Source organism: Streptomyces sp. SS8 (assembly GCF_054072955.1).
Genome location: NZ_JBSVCZ010000026.1, coordinates 60574 through 86259 on the forward strand (window position 1 = coordinate 60574; position 25686 = coordinate 86259).

The 25686-nt window shown below is 74.6% G+C and carries 21 protein-coding genes; 7 read left to right on the forward strand and 14 right to left on the reverse strand.

Going from position 1 to position 25686, the window contains the following annotated elements; translation table 11 throughout:
• Positions 1–122 precede the first annotated feature (122 nt).
• Positions 123–731 carry an ATP-binding protein gene (locus ACW69E_RS22635; RefSeq protein WP_457500112.1) on the forward strand — a complete coding sequence of 203 codons (609 nt, stop codon included), beginning with the start codon at positions 123–125 and terminating at the stop codon, positions 729–731.
• Here the strand turns inward: ACW69E_RS22635 and ACW69E_RS22640 are convergent.
• Both ACW69E_RS22640 and ACW69E_RS22645 read right to left on the reverse strand, forming a co-directional pair.
• On the reverse strand, positions 718–957 hold the full coding sequence (locus ACW69E_RS22640) for a DUF397 domain-containing protein (RefSeq protein WP_093852146.1): 240 nt from the start codon (positions 955–957) through the stop codon (positions 718–720). The two genes, ACW69E_RS22635 and ACW69E_RS22640, sit on opposite strands and share 14 nt — an antisense overlap.
• A 254-nt stretch (positions 958–1211) precedes the next feature.
• Positions 1212–1577 (reverse strand): ArsR/SmtB family transcription factor, encoded by a 366-nt coding sequence (locus ACW69E_RS22645; protein ID WP_457500113.1) that lies wholly within the window; start codon positions 1575–1577, stop codon positions 1212–1214.
• A 279-nt stretch (positions 1578–1856) separates the two neighbouring features.
• Here ACW69E_RS22645 and ACW69E_RS22650 point away from each other — a divergent pair, with 279 nt between their 5' ends.
• On the forward strand, positions 1857–3824 hold the full coding sequence (locus ACW69E_RS22650; RefSeq protein WP_457500114.1) for an ABC transporter ATP-binding protein: 1968 nt from the start codon (positions 1857–1859) through the stop codon (positions 3822–3824).
• Positions 3825–3995: 171 nt separating this feature from the next.
• Positions 3996–5024 carry a rod shape-determining protein MreB gene (mreB, locus tag ACW69E_RS22655; RefSeq protein ID WP_457500115.1) on the forward strand — a complete coding sequence of 343 codons (1029 nt, stop codon included), beginning with the start codon at positions 3996–3998 and terminating at the stop codon, positions 5022–5024.
• Here mreB and ACW69E_RS22660 read toward each other — a convergent pair.
• The 8 genes from ACW69E_RS22660 to ACW69E_RS22695 all read right to left on the reverse strand — a co-directional run bounded on the left by ACW69E_RS22660 (position 5014) and on the right by ACW69E_RS22695 (position 14827).
• Positions 5014–5919 carry a DUF4184 family protein gene (locus tag ACW69E_RS22660; protein ID WP_457500116.1) on the reverse strand — a complete coding sequence of 302 codons (906 nt, stop codon included), beginning with the start codon at positions 5917–5919 and terminating at the stop codon, positions 5014–5016. The genes mreB and ACW69E_RS22660 overlap by 11 nt on opposite strands.
• 114 nt (positions 5920–6033) lie before the next feature.
• Positions 6034–6645 (reverse strand): SRPBCC family protein, encoded by a 612-nt coding sequence (locus ACW69E_RS22665; protein WP_457500117.1) that lies wholly within the window; start codon positions 6643–6645, stop codon positions 6034–6036.
• A gap of 384 nt (positions 6646–7029) precedes the next feature.
• On the reverse strand, positions 7030–8901 hold the full coding sequence (locus ACW69E_RS22670) for an acyltransferase domain-containing protein (RefSeq protein ID WP_457500118.1): 1872 nt from the start codon (positions 8899–8901) through the stop codon (positions 7030–7032).
• A 174-nt stretch (positions 8902–9075) separates the two neighbouring features.
• The gene (locus ACW69E_RS22675) at positions 9076–9351 is read right to left on the reverse strand and encodes an acyl carrier protein (RefSeq protein WP_206350092.1); all 276 of its coding nucleotides are present in this window, start codon (positions 9349–9351) and stop codon (positions 9076–9078) included.
• A 103-nt stretch (positions 9352–9454) separates the two neighbouring features.
• Complete coding sequence (locus ACW69E_RS22680; RefSeq protein WP_457500119.1) at positions 9455–10729, reverse strand: ketosynthase chain-length factor; 1275 nt, start codon at positions 10727–10729, stop codon at positions 9455–9457.
• On the reverse strand, positions 10726–11994 hold the full coding sequence (locus ACW69E_RS22685; protein WP_457500120.1) for a beta-ketoacyl-[acyl-carrier-protein] synthase family protein: 1269 nt from the start codon (positions 11992–11994) through the stop codon (positions 10726–10728). Before ACW69E_RS22685 ends, ACW69E_RS22680 begins: the two co-directional genes overlap by 4 nt.
• Positions 11995–12289: 295 nt before the next feature.
• On the reverse strand, positions 12290–13939 hold the full coding sequence (locus tag ACW69E_RS22690; RefSeq protein ID WP_457500121.1) for an acyl-CoA carboxylase subunit beta: 1650 nt from the start codon (positions 13937–13939) through the stop codon (positions 12290–12292).
• A gap of 93 nt (positions 13940–14032) precedes the next feature.
• Positions 14033–14827, reverse strand: a complete 795-nt coding sequence (locus ACW69E_RS22695) for an AfsR/SARP family transcriptional regulator (RefSeq protein ID WP_457500122.1) — start codon at positions 14825–14827, stop codon at positions 14033–14035.
• 240 nt (positions 14828–15067) lie between these two features.
• On the opposite strand from ACW69E_RS22695, the gene ACW69E_RS22700 reads away from it, so the two are divergent.
• From ACW69E_RS22700 to ACW69E_RS22715, 4 genes are all read left to right on the forward strand, one after another.
• A complete protein-coding gene (locus tag ACW69E_RS22700) occupies positions 15068–15436 on the forward strand; it encodes a hypothetical protein (protein ID WP_457500123.1) in 369 nt (122 codons plus the stop codon).
• A complete protein-coding gene (locus tag ACW69E_RS22705) occupies positions 15433–17772 on the forward strand; it encodes a TOMM precursor leader peptide-binding protein (protein WP_457500124.1) in 2340 nt (779 codons plus the stop codon). Before ACW69E_RS22700 ends, ACW69E_RS22705 begins: the two co-directional genes overlap by 4 nt.
• 103 nt (positions 17773–17875) lie before the next feature.
• Positions 17876–19141: a sensor histidine kinase gene (locus ACW69E_RS22710; RefSeq protein ID WP_457500125.1), complete on the forward strand. Its 1266-nt coding sequence runs from the start codon at positions 17876–17878 to the stop codon at positions 19139–19141.
• Positions 19142–19191: 50 nt separating this feature from the next.
• Positions 19192–19806, forward strand: coding sequence for a response regulator transcription factor (locus ACW69E_RS22715; RefSeq protein WP_457500126.1), 615 nt, complete (start codon positions 19192–19194; stop codon positions 19804–19806).
• Between the two features lie 35 nt (positions 19807–19841).
• On the opposite strand, the gene ACW69E_RS22720 is transcribed toward ACW69E_RS22715, so the two are convergent.
• The 4 genes from ACW69E_RS22720 to ACW69E_RS22735 are packed head-to-tail and all read right to left on the reverse strand — an operon-like array spanning position 19842 to position 25562.
• Positions 19842–20762, reverse strand: a complete 921-nt coding sequence (locus ACW69E_RS22720; RefSeq protein WP_457500127.1) for a 4'-phosphopantetheinyl transferase family protein — start codon at positions 20760–20762, stop codon at positions 19842–19844.
• A 1-nt stretch (position 20763) separates the two neighbouring features.
• A complete protein-coding gene (locus ACW69E_RS22725; protein WP_457500128.1) occupies positions 20764–22005 on the reverse strand; it encodes an acyltransferase domain-containing protein in 1242 nt (413 codons plus the stop codon).
• A 45-nt stretch (positions 22006–22050) separates the two neighbouring features.
• Positions 22051–23778 carry an acyl-CoA dehydrogenase family protein gene (locus ACW69E_RS22730; protein ID WP_457500129.1) on the reverse strand — a complete coding sequence of 576 codons (1728 nt, stop codon included), beginning with the start codon at positions 23776–23778 and terminating at the stop codon, positions 22051–22053.
• Complete coding sequence (locus tag ACW69E_RS22735) at positions 23778–25562, reverse strand: fatty acyl-AMP ligase (protein ID WP_457500130.1); 1785 nt, start codon at positions 25560–25562, stop codon at positions 23778–23780. Before ACW69E_RS22735 ends, ACW69E_RS22730 begins: the two co-directional genes overlap by 1 nt.
• Positions 25563–25686 lie beyond the last annotated feature (124 nt).

Here is a 25686-nt window from a genome sequence, read left to right on the forward strand (position 1 = left end):
CGGGTACTTGGGCATGTGAACGATCCACCGAAACAGCGCAACGAGCGGAACGCGATACGGAGCACCACCGCTGACGGGGTCCGCCAGGGCCATGGCCGCCGCAATGCCAGGAGTGTCTCGTCATGGGGACCGAAGGACCGACCGTGCTCGACCGGTTATGGCATGACTTCCCGTCGCTCGACCCCGACGCGCTCTCCGGTTCGGCCTCCTGCGCGCTCCAGCCGCGCTACGAGGCGGTGAGGACCGCCCGTGAGTTCACCCGGAACGTACTGCTGCGCTGGCGGCTGGCCGGACACTTCGACACCGTGGCCCTGGTGGTCTCGGAGCTGGTGACCAACGCCCTGCGCCACGGCGTGCCGGGCGCCGTTCCCGGCGAAGTCCTGGATCCGCCCGTGCGGCTCCATCTGATGCACTGGTCCGGCCGCCTGGTGTGCGCCGTGCGCGATCCCAGCGGAAAGGCGCCCGTGGCGAAAAGGCCCGGCGAGGGGCTCACCGTCGAACTCGGCGGCATCGGCTGCGATTTCGGCGACGAACTCGACGGCGAGTTCGGCGGGGGTTTCGGCGGGGGGTTCTTCGACGACGCGGCGGAGTCCGGGCGCGGCCTCTTCCTCGTCGAGTCCTTCAGCGACGACTGGGGATGGCAGCCGATGGCCGGCGCCATGCCCGGAAAAGTGGTCTGGGCGCTGTTCAGAGTGAACCCCGGGCGGGGATCCGGCGTCAGTCCTGTATGAGGTGGTCGAACTCGCCGTCCTTGACGCCGAGCAGCATCGCCTCGACCTCGGCCGGGGTGTAGACCAGTGCGGGGCCGTCCGGATGGCGCGAGTTCCGTACGGCCACCTCTCCGCCGGGGAGCTTGGCGAACTCCACGCACGCTCCCTGCGAGTTGCTGTGTCTGCTCTTCTGCCAGACGACCCCGTGGAGGTCCCTGGCTGCCATGCCGTTGTATGCGTGGGGCATCGGACTCTCCCGGCTGTGCGGTCGGGGGCGGCGGTCGGGTGCGTCAGGGGCTGAATCGGTCAACCAGCCTGGATCATAACGCCGTTCACATGCGGATGCACGTGAAGATGCACGTGCACGACAGCCTGTCACGGCGTAATGACAACCTGTCGAGAGGCCGGTCCGCACCCGGTCCGCGCTCTGTCCGCGCCCGGGCGGTGGGACGATGCGCGTTGCCCGCCCCGTCCCACCGCGCGCACCGGCCGTCGCGCCGTTCAGGCGCCGGTGTCGCCCGGCCCTCCGTCCAGGAGGCCGCGCAGACCCTCCAGATCCTCCATCCCGCGCCAGAACCGCTCGTACGGGCCCAGCCAGTGCTGCACCTCGCTGAGCGGTCCGGCCTCCAGCCGGTAGTGCCTCTCCCTCCCCTTGCGCCGCTCGCTGACCAGACCGGCCTCCCGGAGCACCTTCAGATGCTCCGACAGACTCGGCCTGCGCATGTCGAAGTGGTCGGCCAGCCGCTGCACGGGCTGCGGCCCCTTCACCCGCAGCAGCCTCAGCACCTCGCGCCGGGTCGGATTGGCGAGGGCGGAGAAGAGCCGGTCCTCCCGGAGCCGGTCCTCGGGTACGTCGATGGCGGTCATGTTTCCCCCTTGCGAGCCAGTGGTCAGTTGGCGGTGGCGGAGAGGAGGCGGACCGGTGCCGCGGGTCGGCGGCGCCGGGCCGCTCGCGGTCCGCCCGGGTGGCCGGCGGTCCGCCGCCGGCCCACCGGTGGTCCCCGAAATGATCCCCCGGCGGGCACCCGTAGCGGAACCCTGTCCCACCGGCTGAACGGCCGCGTCCGGACCCCGTCCGCCCTTGACCTCAAGCCGACTTGAAGCCCTACGGTCCAGACCGAGCCAACGACGACGTGAGGACCCGCGATGAGTATGGAATCCGCCGCCTGGGACGCCCTGTACCAGGCGCGCCACGCACCGCAGGATCGACAGCGCCACTCCTTCGCGCTGTCCCGCACCACTCTGCGCCGCATCGCGGGCTTCGCCCGCCCGCACCGGCGGCTCCTGTCGCTCTTCCTGCTGCTCAGCACCGTCTCGGCGGCACTGGCCGTGGCCACCCCGCTGCTCGCGGGCCGGGTGGTCGACGCGATCGTGGCGGGTTCGGCGGCAGGCACGGTCGGCCGGCTCGCCGCCCTGATCGCGGTCGTGGCGGTGGCCGAGGCGGCGATCGGACTGCTGGCCAGGTGGCTGTCGGCACGCATCGGCGAGGGGCTGATCCTGGACCTGCGCACGGCCGTCTTCGACCACGTCCAGCGGATGCCGGTCGCCTTCTTCACCCGCACCCGCACCGGCGCGCTGGTCAGCCGGCTGAACAACGACGTCATCGGCGCCCAACGGGCCTTCAGCAACACCCTCTCCTCGGTGGTCGGCAACCTCGTCACCCTGCTCCTCACCCTGGTGGTCATGGTGCGGCTGTCCTGGCAGGTCACGCTGCTCGCCCTGGTGCTGCTGCCGGTGTTCGTGCTGCCCGCGCGGCGCATGGGCTCCCGGCTGGCCCGCCTCTCGCACGAGGCGGCGGCCCACAACGCGGCCATGGGCACGCAGATGACCGAGCGCTTCTCCGCCCCCGGCGCCACCCTGGTCAAGCTGTTCGGGCGGCCCCGGGAGGAGTCACGGGAGTTCGCGGCACGCGCCCGGCGGGTGCGCGACATCGGGGTGCGCACCGCCATGGTCCAGCATGTCTTCTTCACCGCGCTCACCGTCGTCTCCGCCCTGGCGCTGGCCCTGGTCTACGGGCTCGGCGGCTGGTACGCGCTGCGCGGCCGGCTCGACCCCGGCGCGGTGGTGGCCCTGGCCCTGCTGCTCACCCGGCTCTACGCCCCGCTGACCTCGCTGGCCGGCGCGCGGGTGGAGGTGATGGGCGCGCTCGTCAGCTTCCAGCGCGTGTTCGAGGTGCTGGACCTGAAGCCCCTGATCGAGGAGCGCGAGGACGCCCGCGAGGTGCCCGGCGGCCCGGTGTCGGTGGAGTTCGACCGCGTGGACTTCGCCTACCCGCCGGCCGGGAAGGTCTCCCTGGCCTCCCTGGAGGAGGTCGCCGTCCTCGACGCGCGCGGCGGTGAGCGGGTGCTGCACCAGGTGTCCTTCCGCGCCGAGCCGGGGCAGATGGTGGCGCTGGTGGGCTCCTCCGGCGCGGGCAAGTCCACCATCGCCCAGCTCGTGCCGCGGCTCTACGACGCCGACGGCGGCGCGGTGCGGCTCGGCGGCGTGGACGTAAGGGATCTGACCTTCCGTTCCCTGCGCGCCACGCTCGGCATGGTCACCCAGGACGGCCACCTCTTCCACGAGTCGATCCGCTCCAACCTGCTGTTCGCCCGGCCCGGCGCGAGCGAGGACGAACTGTGGGACGTGCTGCGCCGCGCCCGGCTCGACGGGCTGATCGCCTCCCTGCCCGACGGGCTGGACACGGTCGTCGGCGAGCGCGGCTACCGCCTGTCCGGCGGCGAGCGGCAGCGGCTGACCATCGCCCGGCTGCTGCTGGCCCGGCCGCGGGTGGTGATCCTCGACGAGGCGACCGCGCATCTGGACTCCACCTCCGAGGCGGCGGTCCAGGAGGCGCTGGCGGAGGCGCTGCGCGGCCGCACCTCCGTGGTGATCGCCCACCGCCTGTCCACCGTCCGGGCTGCGGACCTGATCCTGGTCGTGGAGGGCGGCCGGATCGTCGAGCGCGGCACCCACGAGACGCTGATGGCGGCGGGCGGACGCTACCGGGAGCTGTACCGCACCCAGTTCGGAGCGCAGGCCGGCGCACGGGCCGACACGCGACCGGGCACACTGCCGGACACGCGGCCCGGGCGGGATGCCGGGGAACCGGCCGTGCCCGGCCCCGCCTCCTGACCGCCCATCACCTCCCCGGCGGTACGCGGAACTCGGCCGCCTCCGGCGCCCGCGGCGGCCCTCGCCCATCCGGATCAGTCCAGCGCGCGGGACCGCCGCCCGGCCCCCACGATGAGAATCGGGGCCGCCGGGCGGCGGCCCGTATCGAGCCATGTCCGGGGAGATGCCGCTGTGACCGTCAGTCTTGAGCAACTGAGCCGCTGTTCCGTAGCCGTCGACCTCGGCGCGGCCAGGACCCGGGTCTACCTCAAACGGTTCGGCGTCATCGTGGACGCGCCGTCGGCCGTCGCCGTCAACACCCGCTCCGGGGCCCTGATCGCGGTCGGCGCCCCGGCAGAGCGGATGGTGGGCCGCACCCCCGAGCACATCCGGGTGGTGCGGCCGGTGTCGGGCGGGACCGTGGTGGACATCGACATGGCCCGGCGGATGCTGCGCGCCCTGGTGGGCGACCGCATCCGCCGGGCCTGGCGGCGCAAGCCGATGCTGCGCGCCGCCGTGTGCATCCCGCACGACGCCGAGCCGCTCGTCCAGCGCGCCGCGATCGAGACGCTCACCGGGATGGGCGCGCGGCGGGTGGAGCTGGTGGACAGCCTCATCGCGGCGGCCGTCGGCTCCGGGCTGCCCGTGGAGGAGCCCGAGGCCACCATGATCGTGATGTGCGGCGCGGCCACCTCGCACGTCGCGGTGCTCTCGCTGGGGTCGATCGTCGCCTCCGAGACGGTGCCGGTCGGCGGCGAGGTCATCGACCGCGCCGTCGTCCAGCACCTGCGCAACCAGCACGAGCTGATGCTCCCCAACCAGGCGGTCCACCCGCTGCACCTGGCGCTGTCGGTCGCGCCGTCCGAGCGGACCGAGGCCGAGGTGTACGGCCGGGACGTGTCCACCGGGCTGTTCCGCACGGTGAACGTGGACACCGAGAGCGTGCGTGCCGCCATCCAGCCCCCGCTGACGGCGATGGTGGACGCCATCCGCGGCGTGCTGCGCCAGTGTCAGCCCGATCTGGTGGCCGACCTCGCCGACCGCGGGATCATGCTGGTCGGCGGCAGCGCGATGCTGCCGGGGCTGGACTCGATGCTGCGGCAGGCCACCGGGATGCCGGTGCACGTGGCCGAGCAGCCGGCCGTCTGCGCGGTGGAGGGGCTGGGCGCGATGCTGGAGGGGCGGGTGCGGCTGCTGCACCGCGATCCGCTCAGCCGCTGACGGGCCGCCGACCGGCCGGCTCCTCCGTACGGGCCGTGCCGGGCGTGCCGGACGCACCGGCGCCGGACGCGCGGACCGTACGGCGCTCCCGCGCCGCCGCCACCGCACGCAGCGCCACCGCGTACAGCGGCAGGGCGAGCGCGAGCCCGGCGCCCGCGCCGAACAGCGCGGTGGGCACGTACCCTTCCCACGGGACCGCCTCCGGCTCGGCCCCCGCCCGCCGCACGCAGCGGTGGACGGCGCCCGCCACCGCCGCCGCGCCCAGCAGCGCCGCCGCGCCCGCCCGGCCGCGCGCGGACAGGACGCGGAACACGGGCAGCGCGGGCGCCGGGGAGTGGGGCAGCCGGCGCCACGCCCGGACCAGGAAGGCCGCGACGGCCACCAGGGCCACGGCGGAACCGCCGTACTGGAGCTGGTGGTAGAGGGGGACACCGAGCACCCGCTCGTCCAGCACGGTGATCAACCGCACGCCCCACCGGTCCATGTGCGTGAACGAGTCCCACAGGACGTGGGTCGCCGCCCCCAGCGCCGCGGAGACCCAGCACCGCAGCAGGAGGCCGGCGGGCGGCCTGCCGCGCCAGGGCTCGCCGCGGGTGAGCGCGTACGCCCGCCCCCGCGCCCCCTCGGGCAGCAGGGCCGACAGCGGCTCCCGCAGCAGCAGCCACACCCCCAGCAGCGCCGCCGCGATCAGGACGTCCACCGTGACCGTGCCGAGAGCCGAGTGGGTGTACTCCCCCAGCCGCATGATCCGCGGATCGACGCTGGCCGCGTAGTACGCCGCGTCCGGGGCCAGCGTCCCGGCGACCAGAGCGGAAGCCACCAGCGGCCCCCGGCCCCTGCCGTCCGCGCGGAGTCCCGGAAGCGCGGCGGCGGCGTGGCTGAGCGTGAACGGCATTCATCCCCCGGGCCGTCTCGGTGTGTCCGGCCGCACCCTATCCGTTCCGTCCGGCCGCCCGGTGCGGCCGGACGCCCCGCCCCGGACGCCCACGGCCGTGGGCGTCCGGGGCGGTCAGCCGTTCGGGGCGGGGAAGCGGAAGCGGCGGGCGGAGCGGGGCGGCCTGGGGGAGGCGGGCGGCACAGCGGCCTCCACGCTCCGGACCGCCCCGGCGGGGGCGGAGCCGACGCCGGACGGGCCGCCGCCCGCCGCGGGACCCGCCTCGGCCACGGCGGCCTCCGTATCCCGCTCCCGCGCGTCCGTCAGCCGCTCGTACAGCGCCTGCGCGTCCGCCGGCAGATCACGCCTCCACCCGCACGACACCACCGGCCACAGCAGCACCATCGCGCCCCCCAGGGCGCACCTGACCCCCACCTCCACCCGGCATCCGCCGCCCTCCCACGGCCACAGCCGGAAGTCGTAGCGCGGCATCTGCCACCCGAGCGGCGTCCACATCCGCTGCCCCTCGAACGACACCCGTGACGGCGGCTCGCACACCACCCGCCGCAGCACGCACTCCCGGCGCCGCCCTGGGAACCGGTACCGGTACTCCCCCTCCCGCGAATCCACCCGGCGCACCGACACCACGCCCGAGTGCCAGGCCGCCAGCCCGCACCCGTCGGCCAGGCGTCCGAACACCTCCTCCACCGGCAGCGGTATGGACACGTACACCCGCACCTGCGGCATCCGGCACCTCCAGCGAGCGACAGCGCCGGCCACGCGATCGGCCGAACGCCCCGGCCCGTCCGGGCCCACCTCTACACAGCCAGGCTGGACGCGCGCGTTCCCGGTGTCCTGCGGTCGGGAGCCGTTCGGGTTACGTCCGCGGGCGCCCCGCCGGCCGGGGGAGGCCGAAGGAGCCCGGGATGTCCGGGCCACCGGAGAGGCCGGAGGCACCGGAGAGGTCGGAGGCACCGGAGAGGTCGGAGGCACCGGAGAGGTCGGGGAGGAGCCAGCCGTGGTGGCCGGGCGCCGGCAGGGCGAGGTGCGGCGGGGGCGTCCGGCCGTTCCCCGCCGCCGTCAGGGACCGGTACACGCCCCACCAGATGCTCGCCGGGGCCGTACGGGCGCTCATACGGCCGTCAGGGGCCGGCGCTCCCCCAAGCGGCCGTCCGCCGCCGAGGCCTCCGCGGCGGGGGCCTCCGCAGCGGGCGGGGCGTCGGCCCTCCAGTTCCACAGCCGGCTCACCGCGTCCAGGTCCAGGGCGTGCCCCTCCTCCCACAGCCGGGCCGCGGCGGTGAGCACCGAGCGCCGGTCCTCCACCGGCCCGCCGGGGCGGGCCGGCAGCATCGGCACCACCGCGCTGGCCTTGAGCCGTACCGCCTGGTGGCGGCGGGCGAACGCGGTGAGGGTCTGCCGGGGGCCCGCCTCGATCAGCAGCATGTCGTCGGCCGCGAGCAGTTCGTCCAGCGCGGGCCTGAAGTACACGGTGTCGGTGAGCTGGCGGGCCCAGAAGTCCGGCCGCAGCGCGTCCTCGGGGCTCAGCGGGCCCCCGGTGTAGCCGGAGTAGAGCGGGAGCGCGGGCGGGCTCAGCCGTACGCCGCGGTAGGCGCGCTCGACGGCCTCGGACGCCGGTGCCATCGCCGGGCAGTGGAAGGGGCTGGTGGCGGGGACGGCGACGACGGTGTGGCCGTCGGCGCGCAGCGCCGCCTCGACCTCGCCCAGCGGCCCGCGGGAGCCGGCCAGCATGGTCTGCCGGCCCGCGTTGACCGCGGCGATGGCCACGTCACCGCGCAGGTACGGGCGCAGCTCCTCCTCGGAGGCGCCGACGGCGAGCATGCCGCCCGGCGGGATCTCCACCGCGTACCGCACCCGCTCGCGCATCATGCCGACGGCGTCCGGCAGCGACACCACGCCCGCGAAGACCGCGGCGACCAGCTCGCCGGCGCTGTGGCCGAGGAAGGCGGTGGGGCGCACGCCCCAGCCGAGGACGGTGCGGCCCAGCGCGTAGTCCACGGCGAACAGCAGCGGCTGGGCGCGGCGCACGTCGTCGATGCCGATCCCCGGCGTGCGGGTGGTCCCGTCGGCGAGCCAGTCGGCCCGGACGTCCTCGCCGTCCTCACCGAACAGGTCGAGCACGGCGTCCATGGCCGCGGTGAACACCGGCTCCCGGCCGTACAGCCCGGCCGCCATCGCGGTGTGCTGGGACCCCTGGCCCGGGAAGAGGAGGGCGACCGGGCGCGGCCTGCCGGTGGTGACGGCCTTCGCCCCGAGCACCGCCCGCGCGGCCCGGTCGGCGGTGGTGACGGCCGCGGCGCGCACCGGGCCGGGCTCCTGTCCGCAGGGCACCGCGGTGGGCAGGACGGGGAAGGCCTCGGGGAAGAGCCGGTCGACCATCGGGCGCAGCTCGCCGCGCACCCGGGCCTCGTCGGCCTCGTCCCGGCCCGACCACAGCAGCAGCCGTACGCCGCCGGGGTCGGTGCCGCGGCCGCCGTACCGCAGGGGACGGACCACGGGCGCGTCGTCGGCGGGGCCGGGGGCGCCAGGGGTTCCGGGGCCGGGTGTTCCGGGCGCCTGTCCGGGGAGGTCCAGTACGCCCAGCACGGACTCGCCGTCCGCGACGGCCTCGGCCGCGCGCCGCACCGCGTGGACGGTGACCGCCTCCGCCCGGGGTTCGCCGAATCCGGCGACGAGCGCGAGGTCGACGTTCTTGGCGAGCAGTTCGCGGTGCGCCAGGCGCAGCGCGCGGCCGGGCGAGGAGGCGGTGCGCACGGCGAAGCCCTCGTGCTCCGGGCCGAGGCCGGCGGCGGTGCGGGCGGCGCCGACGAAGACGGCCGTACGGGCCGGCAGGTCCTCCGGCGAGCGGCCGAAGGCGCGCAGCACGGCGGAGACGGCCGCGGCGGTGGCCGTGACCGGTTCGCCGCGGCCGGCCTCCCCGGCCGGCTCGCCCCTGGTGCTGACCGTGAGTCTGCGGACCACTGCGGTGTGTTCGGTGAGCGGCATGGGCTCTCCTGTCGGCGGCCGGATCCCCGGCGGCGGATGGCTTCGGCAAACGGGAGGCGGACTGGCTGGTGACGGGGCCGCGGCGCGGACGGGGCGCGGGGCGCGGAAAGAGGCGCGGGGGAAGGGAGCGGCCGCCCTGCCGGAGAGCGTTCGGCAGGGCGGCCCGGGGCCGGCTCAGGCGGGGGAGGCCTGGCCGGAGTTGACGAGGTCCAGCAGGGCGCCCGGCGTCTCGGCGTCGACGACCGCGTCGTCCGGTATCGCGATCCCGTACTCGCGCTGGATCTGGCCGATGACCTGGAGCAGGGCGAGGGAGTCGTAGCCGAGGTCGATGAACGGGGTGTCCCGGACATCGCCGTCCAGGTCCACGCCCTCCTCCTCGCCGGCGCTCTCGCGCAGCATCCGGGTCAGGTCCGCCAGGGTCACCTCGGTCTTCGTGGTGGTCGTGGACATGTTGGTTCCTCTCTGTGATGTGCGTGGACGCGCGGTGCGTGTGCGCGTGTGGGGGTCGGGGACCGGTGGGTCCGGTTCGGTGGCCCGGTTCGGTGGGCCCGGCTCAGTGGGCGCGGCGCAGGACGAGCGCCGCGTTGAAGCCGCCGTGGCCGCGGGCCAGCACCAGCGCGGTGCGCAGGTCCGCCTCGCGGGCGCCGGTGACCAGGTCGATCCGGTGGCCGGGGTCGGCCTCGGCGACGCCGGCGGTCGGCGGGATGACTCCGTCGCGCAGCGCCAGCAGCGCGGTGGCCGCGTCCAGCGCGGCGCCTCCGGCCAGCAGCCGCCCGGTCATGCTCTTGGGCGCGGTGACCGGTACGCCGCGGGCGCCGAAGATCTCCTCCAGCGCCTTCGCCTCGGCCCGGTCCAGCCCGGGGGTGCCCGCCGCGTCGGCGAAGACGACGTCGACGTCCGAGGGGGCCGCTCCGGCGTCGGCCAGGGCGTTCTCGGCGGCCCGGCGCAGCGCGGAGGGCCGTCCGCTGCCGGGGGCGGGGTCGAGGGTGGCGGCGTAGCCGGCGACGGTTCCGTAGACGTGCTCGGCGCCGCGCTCCCGGGCCGACTCGGCGTCCTCCACGATGAGGATCGCCCCGCCCTCGCCCGGCACGTATCCGCTCGCCTCCGCCGAGAAGGGCAGATAGGCGCGGGAGGGGTCGGACTCGGTGCTCATCAGGCCGGAGGCGATCTGCGGGACCCAGCCCCAGGGGCACAGGGCCGCGTCGACACCGCCGGTGACGACCATGGGCACGCCCTTGCGGACGTGGCGGCGGGCGTGGCCGATGGAGTCGATGCCGCCGGCCTGCTCGGTCAGCAGCACCCCGCTGGGGCCGCGCATCTTGTGGCGGATGGAGATCTGGCCGGTGTTGACGGCGTAGAACCAGGCGAAGGACTGGTACGCGCTGACGTACTCCTTGCCCTGGCTCCACAGGTTCTGCAGCTCGCGCTGGCCGAACTCCACCGCGCCGCCGGAGGCGGCGGTGACCACGCCCATGCCGTACTCGGGCAGGTCTCCGGGGACGATGCCGGCGTCCGCCACGGCCCAGTCGGCCGCGGTGAGCGCCAGGCGGGTCATGTGGTCGGTCTGCGGCATCAGCCGGCTGGGGATGTGCTCCTCGGCGACGTAGCCGGGGACCTCACCGCCGACGGTGGAGGGGTACTGGGAGGGGTCGAAGCGGGTGACGCGCCCCAGGCCGCTCTCGCCGGCCAGAGTGGCCCTCCAGTAGTCCTCGGTGCCCAGGCCGTTGGGGGCGGCGATGCCCAGGCCGGTCACGACCGCGGTGGTCCGTACGGCCGGCGCGGTCGCCGCCTCGGGCCGTACCGCCGGCGCCGTCGGTGTCGCTGTCATCGGGCACTCCTCTCCGGCCGGGCGAGCAGCATGGCGCTCTGGAAACCGCCGAAGCCGCTGCCGACGCTGAGCACCGTGTCGGTCTTCCGCTCCCGGGCGGTCAGCGGGATGTAGTCGAGGTCGAGTTCGGGGTCGGGCTCGTGCAGGTTGGCGGTGGGCGGCAGGACGCCGTGCTCCATCGCCAGGGCGCAGGCGGCGATCTCCAGGGAGCCGATGGCGCCCAGGGAGTGGCCGATCATCGACTTGATGGAGCTGACGGGGGTGGCGTACGCGTGGTCGCCCAGGCTGCGCTTGAAGGCGCCGGTCTCGTGACGGTCGTTCATCTTGGTGCCGGAGCCGTGGGCGTTGATGTAGTCGATCGCCGTCGGGTCGAGGCGGGCCTCGTCCAGGGCGGCGTCGATGGCCTCGGCCATCTCGCGGCCGTCGGGCTTGAGGCCGGTCATGTGGTAGGCGTTGCAGCGGGCGGCGAAGCCCGCGATCTCCGCGTAGATGTGGGCCCCGCGCCTGCGTGCGCTCTGAAGCTCCTCCAGGACCAGGATCGCCGCGCCCTCGCCCAGGACCAGCCCGCTGCGGGTCCGGTCGAAGGGCCGGCAGGCGCTCTCGGGTGTGTCGTTGCGGGGCGTGGTGGCGTGGATGGCGTCGAAGCAGGCCGAGGTGATGGGCGAGATCGGCGCCTCCGTCGCGCCCGCGATCATCACGTCGCAGGTGCCCTCGCGGATCAGCTCGACCGCGTGGCCGAGCGAGTCCAGGCCGGAGGTGCAGCCGGTGGAGACCACCGCGGCCGGGCCCTCGGCGCCGGCCTCCTGTCCCACCTCGGCGGCCATGGAGCTGGGCACGAAGTGGCGGTACAGCTCGGGCACCGCGTACTCGTGGTCGACGTTCCACTTGCGGCCGCCGTCGCTGACCACCACGTACTCGCGCTCCAGGCTGGTGGTGCAGCCCACCGCGCTGCCGAGCGAGGTGCCGATCCGGGACGGGTCCAGGGCGGAGACGTCCAGGCCGCTGTCGGCCAGCGCCTCGCGGGTGGAGACGACGGCGAACTGGGCGGCCCGGTCGAGCCTGCGGATCTCCTGCGGGCTCAGGCCCGCCGCCGCGGGGTCGAAGTCGCACTCGGCGGCGACCCGCGAGCGGAAGGGGGAGGCGTCGTAGAAGGAGATCGTGCGGGTCGCGGTGCGTCCCGCGGTGAGCAGCTCCCAGTACTCCTTGACGCCTACCCCGCCGGGGGCGACGACGCCCAGACCTGTGATCACGACTCTGCGTACCACCGCTTACCTCCCCTTCGACGGGACCGGCTGCCGCTGTCGGCATCCGGCGGTTGGAACTGTGCGGGCCACTGCCGTTCCCTTCGTCCGTGACGCTCTCGTGGCGCTTGCTGAGGGTTTCGGCGGCCGGGGCGGTTCGGGGTTCGGTCCCTCGCCGCCCCGGTGCCGGGCCGGGCGGCCGCCCGCTCGTGACGTGCCGCCGCTTCCGGTGAACTCATGGTTGAAGCCGTCCCTAGACGGGGACTCGCGCCTGCCTGGACGGGCCGGCGGCCACCGCTTCCGAGGGGGCGTCCACGCACTACAGCGGGACGTTGCCGTGCTTGCGTTCGGGCAGGTCGGCCTGCTTGCGGCGGAGCATGGCCAGGGAGCGGGCCAGGACCCGCCGGGTGTCGGCGGGGTCGATGACGTCGTCGACCAGGCCGCGTTCGGCCGCGTAGTAGGGGTGCATCAGCTCGGACCGGTACTCTTCGACCAGCTCCGCCCGGGTGGCCTCGGGGTCGTCGGAGGCGGCGATCTGCCGCCGGAAGACGACGCCCGCCGCGCCCTCGGCGCCCATCACCGCGATCTCGTTGGTCGGCCAGGCGTAGGTCAGGTCGGCGCCGATGGACTGGGAGTCCATGACGATGTACGCGCCGCCGTAGGCCTTGCGCAGGACGACGGAGACGCGCGGCACGGTGGCGTTGCAGTACGCGTACAGCAGCTTCGCGCCGTGCCGGATGATCCCGCCGTGCTCCTGGTCCACCCCGGGCAGGAAGCCGGGCACGTCGATCAGGGTCACCAGGGGGATGTTGAAGGCGTCGCAGGTTGAGACGAACCGGGCGGCCTTCTCGGAGGCGTGGATGTCCAGCACGCCGGCGAGCTGCTGGGGCTGGTTGGCCACCACGCCGACCACCTGGCCGTCGATGCGCGCCAGCGCGCACACCACGTTGCGCGCCCAGGCCTCGTGCACCTCGAAGTACTCGCCGTCGTCGACGATCTCCTCGATCACCGCGCGCACGTCGTAGGCGCGGTTGCCGTCGGCGGGGACGATGTCGGCCAGGGCCTCGCAGCGCCGGTCGGCCGGGTCGCCGCCGCGTACGACGGGCGGCAGTTCCCGGTTGTTGGCCGGCAGCATCGACAGCAGGTAGCGCACGTCCTCCAGGCACTCGGCCTCGTCGTCGTGGGCGAAGCCGGCCACGCCGGAGGCCGTGGCGTGCGCGTCGGCGCCGCCCAGCCCGTTGTGGGTGATCTCCTCGCCGGTGACGGCCTTGACCACGTCGGGGCCGGTGATGAACATCTGCGAGGTGTCGCGGACCATGAACACGAAGTCGGTCAGCGCCGGGGAGTAGGCCGCCCCGCCCGCGCACGGGCCCAGCATCACCGAGATCTGCGGGATGACGCCGGAGGCGGCGGTGTTGCGGCGGAAGATGCCGCCGTATCCGGCCAGCGCGGTCACGCCCTCCTGGATGCGCGCGCCGGCCCCGTCGTTGAGGGAGACCAGCGGCGCTCCCGCGGCCCGCGCAAGGTCCATGACCTTGTGGACCTTGGCCGCGTGGGCCTCGCCCAGGGCGCCGGCGAAGACGCGGAAGTCGTGGGCGTAGGCGAAGACGGTGCGGCCGTGGACGGTGCCCCAGCCGGTGACCACGCCGTCGCCGTGCGGTTTGCGGTCCTCCAGGCCGAAGCCGGTGGCGCGGTGGCGGCGCAGCGGCTCGATCTCGGTGAAGGTGCCCTCGTCGAAGAGGACCTCCAGCCGCTCGCGGACGGTGAGTTTGCCCTTGGCGTGCTGCCGGCGGGTGGCGTCCGGATCGGGGCCCCGGCCCACCTCCTCCTTGAGCCGGAGCAGTTCCGCGGTGGCGCGGCGCAGGTCGGGGCCGGGTTCCGCCGTCCGGTCCGGTGCCTGGTCCAGGTCCTGGTCCGGGGTGGTCCGCGATGCCGGTGGGCTCGTCGTGATGTCGTCGAGGATCGTCATCGGGCGAACGTAGGAACGCCGCCTAGAGGTCGGCTGGAGCAGTCGCCGGACCGTTCCCGCGCCGTCCCGCGCCGTCCCGCCGCCCCGGGCCGGTCAGCGCACCGCGTGCGCCGTGGCGTCCAGCTGCGGGTCACCGGAGAGCACCGCGTGGTGCAGGCGCTGGAGCTTCGGCGAGGGCTCCATGCCCAGCTCCTCGATGAGCGTGTTGCGCAGCCGCTGGTAGGACTCCAGGGCCCGCCAGGAGTTGCCGGAGCGGTGCAGGGCCACCATCAGCTGGGCGCAGAAGTTCTCGTGCATGGGGTGACGGGCGGCCAGCACCCTGAGTTCGGGGACGAGTTCGGTGTGCCGGCCCAGCCGCAGGTCGGCGTCGACGCGGCGTTCCAGAGCCGCCATCCGGTCCTCGTCCATACGCAGGACCTCCAGCTCCAGGACACCGCCGACCCGTACGTCCACCAGCGCGGGGCCGTGCCACATCTTCAGCGCGCGGCCCAGCATCTCGGAGGCCGTACGGTCGTCACCGGCGTCGTAGGCGGCCCGGCCGGACGCGGCGAGCTGCTCGAACTCCTGGACGTCCACCTGGCCGGGCTGTACCTGGAGCAGGTAGCCGCCGTGCTGGGTGACCAGCACGTCCTTGGCCTCCCGCGCCGGATCGCCCTCCAGCGCCACCGCGATCCTGCGGCGCAGCTGGAGTATGTAGGTCTGCAGGGTGGTGGCGGCGCTGCGCGGGACGTTCTCGCCCCAGATCTCCTCCATCAGGGTCGGCACGGTCACCACGTGATCGGCCTGGAGGGCGAGCAGCGCGAGGATCTGCCTCGGCTTGGCGGCGCTCGGAACCACAGACACTCCCCGCTCCACCGCCGTGAGCGGGCCCAGAACCTTGATCTCCATGGTGTGCTCTCCCCTAGTCGAGCCCAATCCGCCGGCTGTCCGCCTGGCGGTTCATCTCGGAGCATTGAGTGAGGCTCGCACGGTGCGGGAGCGGCGCACAGTGAGGCGCTCATGAGCGCGGTCGTGAAAATCTCATGGGTCGGTGGTGAACGCCGCACTGGGCTCCCGGGTGGCATGGATCACACAATCATCACGATTGATTCGAACGCTCGGCCGTCCGACTCATATGGGGGTCTTCAGATGCGAACCAACACGCCCGCCACCGCCTCGACGGAGCACACCGGCACGGAGGACCGGCGCTTCGCCGAACTGGCCGCCCGCACCGGGCTGGAGCCCGGCCTGGAGGCACGGTACACCGCCGACCCGGTCGCGGTGCTGTCCGGGTTCGGCCTGCCCGCCGCCGAGGCGCCCCACGGCGGCGTGCCGGACTCCGTGGCGATCCTCGCGGAGCTCGGCCTGTACGCGTCCGAGCCGGTCTACGCCGGCGACCCGCTGCTCATCGAGGACCTGGAGCAGCTCGACACCCGCGACGCCGAGCAGCTGGCCTGCTTCGGCTGCACCCGCGCGGACGACCTCCGCCTGGAGGTCCCGGGGCCGGTGGGGGCGTGAGACAACGCGAAGAGGCTGCCGACGGCGGCCCCTTCGTGGGCTTCCGTCGCCATCTGCGGGCCGAGGTGGTGCCCGGCGAGGCGGTCTACCTGCTCTCGCCGCGCGGGGTCAGGGCGCTGTACGGCCGGCCCGCCGAGGCGCTCGCCCCGCTGCTGGACGGCACCCGCACGGTGGCCGGGGTGCTGCGCGAGGCGGGCGCCCTGGTCCCTCCGGCGGAGGCCGGCCGGATCATCGGGGAGCTGGCGCGGGCCAATCTCGTCGGCTACCGGTCCGCTCCAGGGGAGGGCACCGACGTATCGGCGGCCGCCTACTGGGAGCTGGCCGGTCTGGACGGCGGCGCCGCGGGCGCGGCGCTGGCCCGTACCGCCGTACGGCTGATCACCGTCGGCGGGGTGGACGGCGACCGGGCCCGCGCGGCCTGCGAGGAGTCCGGTCTGAGGGTGCTGGGGCCGCTCCCTCCTCCCGAGGGAGAGCGGCCGGGCGGCGACGGCGGCGACGGCGGGCCCGGCAGTAACGTTTTCTCGCTGGTGCTCTGCGACGACTACCTGGCCCCCGGCCTGCGGTCCGTGGACGCCTGGCACCGCGAGCGCGGGCTGCCCTGGCTGCTGGCCGGCCCCTGCGGCCCCGAGCCCTGGGTGGGGCCGGTGTTCCGGCCCGGCTCGGGGCCCTGCTGGTCCTGCCTGGCTCACCGGATCCGCATCCACCGCCGTTCGGAGGTGCCGCTCCAGCGGGCCATCGGAAGCGACGCGCCCCTGCCCCGCCCGTCCGCCTCCCTGGCGGCCGGGCGTGGGATGGGCCTGCGGATGGCGGTGCTGGAGGCGGCGAAGTGGCTGGCGGGGGTGCGCAACGAGGGCCAGGAAGCCGTCCGCGTCCTGGACACCCTCACCCTGCGCACCGGCCACCACACGGTGTACCGGCGTCCCCAGTGCCCGGAGTGCGGCGACCCCTCGCTGGTGTCCGGGCAGGTGTGGCGGCCGCTCCCCCTGGTACCCCGGCCGAAGGCGGCGCGGGGCGGGAGCAACGACCGCTCCCTCACCCCCGAGCAGGTCCTGGAGCGGTACGGGCATCTGGTGGATCCGGTCACCGGGATAGTGCGCGAGGTGCGGCGGGACGCCCGGCTGCCCGACGGCCTCAACTCCTACGTCTCGGGCCACAACCTGGCGCTGGACGCCCACACGCTCGCCGATCTCCGCGGCGGGCTGCGCAGTCTCAGCGGCGGCAAGGGCGTCACCGCGCTGGAGGCCGAGGTCGGCGCGCTGTGCGAGGCGGTGGAGCGCTACAGCGCCACCCGCCAGGGCGACGAACCCATGGTGTACGACAGCCTGCGGGGGCTGGGGGAGCGGGCGATCCACCCCAACGCGTGCCAGCTCTTCGACGAGCGGCAGTTCCGGGACCGGGAGCGCTGGAACGCCACCGCCTCCCCCTTCCACCAGGTGTGCGCACCCTTCGACGCCGACCGCCCGGTGGAGTGGACGCCCGTGTGGTCCCTGACGGCCCGGGCCCACCGGCTGCTGCCGACCTCCATGCTGTATTTCGGCCACCGCTCCTCCACCGGCTCGGGCGGGCCCCGCGCCGACTCCAACGGGAACGCGGCCGGCAGCAGCCTGGAGGACGCCGTCGTCCAGGGCTTCCTGGAGCTGGTCGAGCGCGACGCGGTGGCCCTGTGGTGGTACAACCGCACCCGCCAGCCGGCCGTGGACCTGGACACCTTCGACGAGCCCTGGCTCGCCGGGCTGCGGGAGGTCTACGCGCGGATGAAACGGCGGCTGTGGGTCCTGGATCTCACCGCCGACCTGGGCATTCCCGTGATGGCGGCGCTGTCGCGGCGCACGGACAAGCCCGCGCAGGACATCGTGCTGGGGTTCGGCGCCCACTTCGATCCCCGGCTGGCGCTGCGCCGCGCGCTGACGGAGATGGGGCAGCTGGCCGCCTCGGTGGCCCGGGTCGGGGAGAACGGGGCCGGATACGGTGCCGCACCTCCCGAGCTGTTGTCGTGGTGGACCCGTGCGACCATAAGGAATCAGCCATATTTGGCTCCGGACCAGTCAACGACGCCACTGACCCCATCCGACTACACGCACATCCCCCGTCACGATCTGTACGACGACGTGGAGACGGCCCGGTCTCTTCTCGAAGCCCGTGGGACGGAGCTGCTCGTACTCGATCAGACACGTCCTGACGTGGGCGTTCCGGTGGTCAGGGTGATCGCTCCCGGTCTGCGTCACTTCTGGGCGCGTTTCGCGCCGGGCCGTCTGTTCGACATACCGGTGGCACTGGGCCGGCTCGAACGCCCGACGGCCTACGAGAATCTGAATCCGATACCGCTGTTCGTCTGATTTCGGACGCTGCTCCTCGTCGGTGGCCAGAGTCAAGCCATGGCCAATACGATGCGGTCAACTCATGGTTCAACGTCATGGCTTCTGACCGAGGAGCAGCCAGGTGCAGGACACCCCGGACAGCGCCTCCTCCCTCCGGGCTCCCGCTCAAGCGGGGGCCCGGAGCACGTCCTCCCGGTGGTCACAGGCGCGCCACCGCGAACTGCCGGCCCCGAAGCTGGCCAGGACCATCGCGGTCGCCACCCTGGTGTACTACTCGGGGATCTCGCTGCTCAACGTCCTGCGCAGCGGCGCCGAGCGGAGTCAGGTGCTGCTGTGCCTGGGGTGCGTGGCCGTGGTCTTCGTCTTCCAGTTCCTCCACATATCCCCCGGGGCGCAGCGCTGGTCGTTACGGCGGCGCTGCACCACCCTGCTGGCGCAGGCCGTGCTGACCTACCTGCCGTTCCTCTTCTTCGGCCTCAACTGGGGGAGCATGGCCGGCCCGCTGGCCGGTTCGCTGCTGCTCCTGCTGCCCGGCCGGGTGGCCTGGCCCTCCTACGGCGTGATCGCGGGCACCATGCTGGCCATGACCGTCTCGGCCGGTCTGGACTGGGTGACGGTCGCCTATCTGACGACCTCGACCATGATGGCGGGGCTGATCCTCTACGGAACGGCGAGGCTGAGCGATCTGGTGGCCGAGGTCCAGGCCTCGCGGGCGGAGATGGCCCGGATGGCGGTCACCGAGGAGCGCCTGAGGTTCGCCCGCGACCTGCACGACCTGCTGGGGTACAGCCTGTCGGCCATCACGCTCAAGAGCGAGCTGATCTACCGCCTGGTGCACTCCCGGCCCGACCGGGCGCGTGAGGAGATCGCCTCCGTCCTGGAGGTCTCCCGGCAGGCGCTGTCGGACGTACGGCTGGTCGCCAGCGGCTACCGCGACATGTCGCTGGAGGCGGAGGCGGATTCGGCCGCCGCCATCCTGGCGACGGCCGAGATCCGGGCGCAGGCGGATATCTCCTGCGGCCGGCTGCACCCGGTCACCGACACCGTGCTGGCGACCGCGCTGCGGGAGGGGGTCACCAACATCCTCCGCCACAGCAAGGCCCAGACCTGCGTGATCTCGGTCGAGTCCGACGGGGAGACGGTGGTGCTCCGGCTGGTCAACGACGGGGTGGCCGGGCAGCGCCCGGACCGCTCCCCGCACAGCGGCAGCGGCCTGGGCAACCTCCGCACCCGGCTCTCGGCGATCGGCGGCCGGGTGGAGGCGGGTGTCCGCGAGGACGGCCGGTTCCACCTCGTCGCCCGGGCGCCCGCACACCCCACCGCGGCGGCGCACCCGCCGGGGACCGGGGGGCTGGGCACGGCGGACGCCGCGAGATCCGCGGCCTGACACGAGCGTTCCGGTCCGGGGGCCGGACACCATTCCGGTCTGGGGGGCCAATGCTGTCGGTGAAGATCCTGCTCGCCGAGGACGTGCACATGATCAGGGGGGCGCTGGTCGCCCTGCTGGAGCTGGAACCCGACTTCAGCGTCGTGGCCGCCGTCGACCGGGGGGACCTCGTCGTGGAACGCGCCCTGGAGACCCGGCCCGACGTGGCCGTCCTCGACGTCGACCTCCCCGGTGTCGACGGACTCACGGCGGCGGCCGACCTGCACGAGCGGCTTCCCGCCTGCCGGACCCTGATCCTCACCAGCCTGGGCCGCCCGGGCACCCTGCGCCGGGCCCTGGCCGCGCACGTCACCGGGTTCCTGCTGAAGGACGCTCCCTCCGACCGGCTCGCCCACGCCGTGCGCTCCGTGGCCCAGGGCCAGCGCGTCATCGACCCCCAGCTGGCCCTGTCCGCCTGGGACTGCCCCGACAACCCCCTCTCCCCCAGGGAGCTGGAGGTGCTGCGGCTCGCCGCGCAGGGCGCCGACGCCGCCGAGATCGCCGGCACCCTCTACCTGTCCAAGGGAACCGTCCGCAACTACCTGACGACCATCGTCACCAAGCTCAACGCCCGCAACCGCATCGACGCCGTGCGGATCGCCGAGGAGGCCGGCTGGATCCCCTGAGCCGTGTGCCCCGCGGGACCCCGCTCGCGGTCCGCTCACGGGTCCGCCCCGAAGGAGGCGGGCGGGGACGCCGCGCCGAGCAGCGCGTCGAGGAGGCCGGCGTCCAGGGCGGTGCGCACCGACAGGTCGGAGTTCTCGCCGAAACCGGAGTCGTACACGGCGGTGCCGACGACGTACCCCCCGGCCTGCCCGCCGTCCGGGTCGCCGTCCGGGTCCCCGCCCAGCACGCCGGTGCCGAACGCCCAGTCGTCGCCGCCCGCCGGGGTCCCGTCGGGCCGCACCAGCCGGATCCGGTCCGCGCCCAGGTCGAAGCCGAACTCGGTGAACCGGAAGCGCAGCCCCTGGCCGAGCGCCTTGCTGTACGCCTCCTTCAGGGTCCACAGCCGCACCAGCGTGGCGTTGCGGTCGCCCGCCTCCCCCTCGTCCAGCCGGGCCAGCTCGTACGGGGTGCAGCCCTGGGACTCCGAACCGGTGCCGGCCATCCGGCGGTCCGCCGACTCGACGTCCACCCCGATCCGGCCCCTGCGGGTGATCCCGGCGACCAGCGTCTCGCGGGTGTGGCTCAGGCTGATGTCGATCTGGTCGCAGCCGCGCACGTATGGCCGCCCGCCGGGCTGGTACGCCAGGTCCACCTGCTCCGGGGCCGTGTCGATCGCCGCGGCGATCACGTGCCGCAGCAGCAGCCGGGAAGCGGAGAAACGTTCCTTCATCAGGGGCTGCGCCATGGCCTCGTAGCGGTGCCAGTCCCGGCCCAGCATCCGGCGCAGCGCCGTCTCCCCGCCCGGCAGACGCCAGTCGGGCAGGCGCCCGGCCACCACCGCGGTCCCCCGGTGCGCCAGCTCCCGCCGGACCGGGTCCCAGTGGCCGTGGGGGCCCGCGACCTCCAGGAGGCCCGGCGCCCCTCCGCCGTGTCCCCCGTGCCCCCCGCTCCCCGCGGGCTGTGCGGTGGGCGCCACCTCAGCCCTCCGCCAGGGACACGGAGAGCGGACCGGCGTCCAGCTCGGACAGCACTCCGGCGAGGTCCACCGCGTTGCTCTCCGGCCCCCGGCACATGGGCAGGCAGACCGGCCCCCGGCTGCCGCCCATACGGCGCACGAAGGGGGTGAGGACCGCCTTGGGGCCGATCTCCACGACATGGGTCGGGGTCTGCTGGGCGAGCAGCTGCCGGGCCGCGTCGGCGAACCGCACCGTGGAGGTGATCTGGAGGGACCAGTAGGGGGCGTAGAGCGGCTCGCCCGTGTAACCGCCCCGCACCGTGGAGTAGAACGGCACCCGCGGCGCGCCGCCGGGCAGTCTCCGGGCCACCTGCTCGAAGCGCGGCAGGACCGGCGCCATCAGCGGGGAGTGGAAGGCGTGCGTGACGTTCAGCGGGGTGGCGGCGATGCCGCGTGCGGCCAGCTTCTCCTGGACGCGCTCCAGAGCGGCGATCTCCCCGGACAGCACGGTGGCCCGCGCCGCGTTGACCGCGCCGATGCTCACCCCGGGCTCGCCGGACAGCAGCTCGGCGGCCTCGTAGGCGGGGGCGCAGGTGGCCGTCATCCCGCCGCCGGAGGGCAGGTACTGCATGAACGCGCCCCGTAACGCCACCAGTTGGGCCGCCGACTCCAGTGTCAGCGCCCCGGCGACGGTGGCGGCGGCGAACTCGCCGATGCCGTGGCCCAGCACCGCCACCGGGCACACCCCCGACTCCTCCAGCGTGCGGGCCAGGGCGTACTCGACGGCGAACAGGGCGGGCTGGGTGAACGCCGTCTGGTGGATCCGCGCGTCCCCGCTGAGGATCAGGTCGACGACCGACAGCCCGGTGTAGGGCAGCAGCGCGTCCGCCGCCTCGTCCAGATGCGCGCGGTATCCCGTGGAGTGCAGGTACAGCCCGGCGGTCATGCCGGGGTGCTGGGAGCCCTGCCCGGTGAAGACGAACGCCGCGCGCACCCGGCCGTCCCCGCCGGGGCGGGGGTCCCGCAGCGCCAGGTACCGCGCCAGGGCGCGCACGGTCGGGTAGGCCCAGACGTCGGTGGGGTCGATCAGCGGGCCGTACTTCTCCTCGATGTCGCCGTAGAGGCTGAGCGCGGCCACGGAGTCCAGGCCGTGCTCGGCGAACGACACGGCCTCCTCCACCGGCCGGCCGAGGTAGTGGGCCAGGCGTTCGGTCAGCCAGTCGGCGTACGCCTGCTCGCGCACCCGGCGGGGGGGTACGGACATCTCGCGCTCCTTTTCTGCGGTTCGTAGGGGGCGGCGCGGAGGCGGTCAGGCCAGGTGCGTGCCGTAGAGGTCGTAGCTGCGCCGGCCGTGCAGTCGTGCCAGGACCTCGGCGAGCACCCGGCTCTCGCACGCGGCGGGCCGCTCCGGGAGCGGCAGCCCCAGCCGCCGGCACAGGCGGTAGAGGGCCGCGGTGGGCCAGGCGGGGTCGGCGAGGAAGGGTCCGGCGGCGCCGCCGGACCGCTGCTCCCGCCACACGCCCAGGCAGGCGGCGGCAGCCAGCACCAGGGCGTACCGGTCGGCCAGCGCGAAGCTGCGCGGATCGACCAGGGCCGCGCGGTCGTCCGCCCCGATCCCGGCGAACGCCGTGCGCAACTCGCCCAGTTCGGCGACGAGGGTACGGGTGAGCGTGCCGAGCGCGCCCCGGTCCCCCGGGACGTCCCCGGGCAGGTCGTCGGAGCCCAGCAGGCCGTCGGTGGCCACCAGGGTGGCGGCGAGCGGATCGCTGTCGCCCAGCAGGGCGGGCCCGGCCGGGTCCAGCGGCGGCAGGTCCCCGTGGAGCCGGAACAGCCCGGCGGGCGCCTCGGCGTCGTTGAACCACACGTGCCGCGCGAAGAAGGGGAGCTGGGGCAGGAGGCTGACCTGGCGCCCCGCGCTGCCGGCATGGCCCAGCGAGGTGACGGGCAGATCGCGCAGCTGCTTGGCGAACATCGCGTACGCGCCGTCCCGGGCCAGGCTCTCCTCGCCCAGGACCGCGGACATCCCGTCCATCGACTCCGCGACGATCTTCGGGGCCAGATAGGCGGCCGCGGCGGCGTACGCGCTGGTCCGCCGGGGCATCAGATGCAGCCCCCGGGTGGCCACCAGGGCCAGGCAGTCGCTCAGCAGCAGGTCGAGGAAGGCGCCGGTGAGGACGTCGCGCACATGCTGGACGTCCAGCGGGGAGCGCCCTGTGGCCCTGCGGCGGGCCGCGAACCGGGCCACCGTGCGCAGCGCGGTGTCCGCCCCGGCCAGCACGATGGACGGGATCAGGCCCCGGATGAGCAGCGAGGAACGCAGGGACAGCTCGTAGCCGCCGCCGCTCTCGCCGACCAGCGCCCCGCCCGGCACCGGGCAGTCGGTGGCCCGCAGCCCGCCGAACTCGGCGCTGCGCATCCCGTTGGTGGGACGCCTGGCGAGATCGGTCAGCCGGCCCTCGGGCAGCCCGGCCCGGTCCAGCAGCAGCACCGAGTGGCTGCGCCCGCCGCCGCCCTCGCCGGTGCGGGCGAAGACGACGAGCCCGGTGGCCCGCGAGGCGTTGGCGATCACCGACTTGCTGCCGTTCAGCAGGTACCCGCCGCCGACGGGCCGGGCGGTGAACTCCTCGCGGACGAAGTCGTTGCCGTGCGCCACCTCGTGCCGCGCCACGGCGACGCGGCGGCCCTGGAGCAGATGCCCGGCGACCTCGGCCCGCTGCCCGGCGCTGCCCCCGATCCAGACGGGGGCGGCCGCGAAGAAACAGTTGAGCCCGTAGCCGAAGCCGAGCGAGGCGTCCCGGCGGAAGACCGGCCGCAGCACCCGGCCCAGGCCGTCCATCCGCGACAGTCCGCCGCCCAGCTCCGCGGGCACGAACTCGGCGTTGAAACCGTGGGCGTCGAGGACCTCCTCCGCACCGGTGGGCATCCGGCCCGCCGCGTCGGCGGCCAGGATCGCGTCCTGGCCCAGCGGGTTGGCCGGGTCCTCCAGCGGGCCGAAGGCGCGCTCCAGCGCGTCGGCGCGGTCCTCGTACGCCCCCATCACCGTGCTCCGGCCGTCATCAGTTCTCTGACCTCGGGAAGGATCTCCTCGTGCAGCGGCCGCAGTTCACCGCGGAGGAACAGGCCGCGCATCGCGGCGCGCTCCACCTTGCCGCTGGTGGTGCGGCGCACCGTGCCGGGGCGCACCAGCAGCACTCCGCCGGGCCGCACCTCGAACTCCTCGGTCAGGCGGTTGCCCACCGCCGCGGTCAGCGCGGCCAGGTCGATGTCGTACCGGCCGCGGGCGCGCAGTTCCTGGACGACGACGATCCGGTCCCGCTCGCCGGGCACGGCGAACGCGGTGGCGGCCCCGAACAGCGAGCTGACCCGCTGCACCGTACGCTCCAGGTCCTGCGGGTAGATGTTGCGGCCGGCCACCACGATCATGTCCTTGAGGCGGCCGGTGACGTACAGCTCGCCGTCCACGACGGCGCCCAGGTCCCCGGTGCGCAGGTGGCCGCCGTCCCCGCCGGCGGTGCGTCCGCCGAAGGCCTGCGCCGTCTCCGCCGGGCGGCCCCAGTAGCCGCGGGCCACGCCGGGGCCGCGCAGCCAGATCTCCCCGATGCGGCCCTCGGGCAGCACCTCGCCGCCGACGGGCTCCACGACGCGCAGTTCGCCGTCGGCGACGGGACCGCAGGAGACCAGGGTGCGGTGCGCGGCGCCGGGCGCGGCCGCCGCCTCCGGGTCCGGGTCCGAAGCGGGGGCGCGCAGTTCGTGGCGCTCCAGCGCGGCGGCGTCGACCACCAGCCGTGCGGGCTCCTCGCCCAGTCCGCGCACGGCGCCGGTCACCAGCAGGGTGGCCTCGGCCAGCCCGTAGCAGGGGGTGAGCGCCCCGGGCCGCAGCCCGGCCGGGGCGAACCGCTCGGCGAAGGCGCGCAGGGTCCTGTCGCACACCGGCTCGCCGCCGCTGACGGCGGTCTCCCAGCCGGACAGGTCCAGATCCGCGAGCTGCTCGTCGGTGATCCGGCGCAGGCACAGCTCGTACGCGAAGTCCGGGGCGCCGCTGACGCGCACGCCGTACCGGGAGATCGCCTCCAGCCAGCGGACCGGCCGCTTGACGAAGGCGGTGGGGGACAGCAGCACGGCGGTGCCGCCCAGCCACAGCGGGTGCAGCAGCTGGCCCACCAGCCCCATGTCGTGGTGGAAGGGCAGCCAGCCGCCCAGCCGGTCGCCGGGCCGGGTGCCCAGGGCACGGCCGATCGCCGCCTGGTTGGCCATGACGTTGCCGTGGGTGACCACCACACCGCGGGGGTCGCGGGTGGAACCGGAGGTGTACTGGAGGAAGGCCACGGAGTCGGGGCCGAGGTCGGGCCGGTGCCACGGCCCCGCCCCGGGGACGGCGTCCACCGGCAGGCAGGCGACGTCCCCGTACCCGGCGCGGGCCAGCAGCCGGGAGACCTCGGGGGCTTCGGCGGCCTCGGTCAGGGCGATCCGCACGGCGGCGTCCTTGACGATGCCGGCCACCCGCTCCTCGTGGTGGCGGCGGCCGCCCGCGGGCGGCACGGGGACGGCGACGGCCCCCGCGTACAGGCAGGCCACCAGGCTGACGGCGAACAGCCGCCGGCAGGACTGCAGGACCAGCACCCGCTCGCCCCGCGCGCCGTGCTCCTGGAGCCAGCCGGCCAGCGACCTGGCCTCCCGGTCCAGCTCTGCGTAGGAGACGGTCCGGGCGGTCTGCCCACCGCCGGGGCCGCCGGCCTCGTCCAGCAGGACGAGCGCCGCCCGTCCGGGCGTCTCCTGGGCCCTGGACAGAATGAGATCGGTGAAGCTCCGGTAACCGTTCATCGCCTCCCCCTCGCGTGCCGTCGCGGCCGCCGCTTCTGCGGCGCCGGCCCGTGTGACTCCTCCGGGAAGGTACGAACGCCCTCTCGAACCGGACTCGACATCCCCCGGACCGGCGAGCGTCTCC

Bases quoted from the DNA above. Each gene is read 5' to 3' on its own strand.
- ACW69E_RS22635 (WP_457500112.1), top strand. From the start codon at position 123: ATGGGGACCGAAGGACCGACCGTGCTCGACCGGTTATGGCATGACTTC.
- ACW69E_RS22695 (WP_457500122.1), bottom strand. From the start codon at position 14,827: ATGGAGATCAAGGTTCTGGGCCCGCTCACGGCGGTGGAGCGGGGAGTG.
- ACW69E_RS22730 (WP_457500129.1), bottom strand. From the start codon at position 23,778: ATGGGGGCGTACGAGGACCGCGCCGACGCGCTGGAGCGCGCCTTCGGC.
- ACW69E_RS22675 (WP_206350092.1), bottom strand. From the start codon at position 9,351: ATGTCCACGACCACCACGAAGACCGAGGTGACCCTGGCGGACCTGACC.
- ACW69E_RS22640 (WP_093852146.1), bottom strand. From the start codon at position 957: ATGCCCCACGCATACAACGGCATGGCAGCCAGGGACCTCCACGGGGTC.
- ACW69E_RS22660 (WP_457500116.1), bottom strand. From the start codon at position 5,919: ATGCCGTTCACGCTCAGCCACGCCGCCGCCGCGCTTCCGGGACTCCGC.
- ACW69E_RS22670 (WP_457500118.1), bottom strand. From the start codon at position 8,901: ATGCCGCTCACCGAACACACCGCAGTGGTCCGCAGACTCACGGTCAGC.
- ACW69E_RS22700 (WP_457500123.1), top strand. From the start codon at position 15,068: ATGCGAACCAACACGCCCGCCACCGCCTCGACGGAGCACACCGGCACG.
- ACW69E_RS22650 (WP_457500114.1), top strand. From the start codon at position 1,857: ATGAGTATGGAATCCGCCGCCTGGGACGCCCTGTACCAGGCGCGCCAC.
- ACW69E_RS22665 (WP_457500117.1), bottom strand. From the start codon at position 6,645: ATGCCGCAGGTGCGGGTGTACGTGTCCATACCGCTGCCGGTGGAGGAG.
- ACW69E_RS22645 (WP_457500113.1), bottom strand. From the start codon at position 1,577: ATGACCGCCATCGACGTACCCGAGGACCGGCTCCGGGAGGACCGGCTC.
- ACW69E_RS22725 (WP_457500128.1), bottom strand. From the start codon at position 22,005: ATGTCCGTACCCCCCCGCCGGGTGCGCGAGCAGGCGTACGCCGACTGG.
- ACW69E_RS22690 (WP_457500121.1), bottom strand. From the start codon at position 13,939: ATGACGATCCTCGACGACATCACGACGAGCCCACCGGCATCGCGGACC.
- ACW69E_RS22735 (WP_457500130.1), bottom strand. From the start codon at position 25,562: ATGAACGGTTACCGGAGCTTCACCGATCTCATTCTGTCCAGGGCCCAG.
- ACW69E_RS22680 (WP_457500119.1), bottom strand. From the start codon at position 10,729: ATGACAGCGACACCGACGGCGCCGGCGGTACGGCCCGAGGCGGCGACC.
- ACW69E_RS22715 (WP_457500126.1), top strand. From the start codon at position 19,192: ATGCTGTCGGTGAAGATCCTGCTCGCCGAGGACGTGCACATGATCAGG.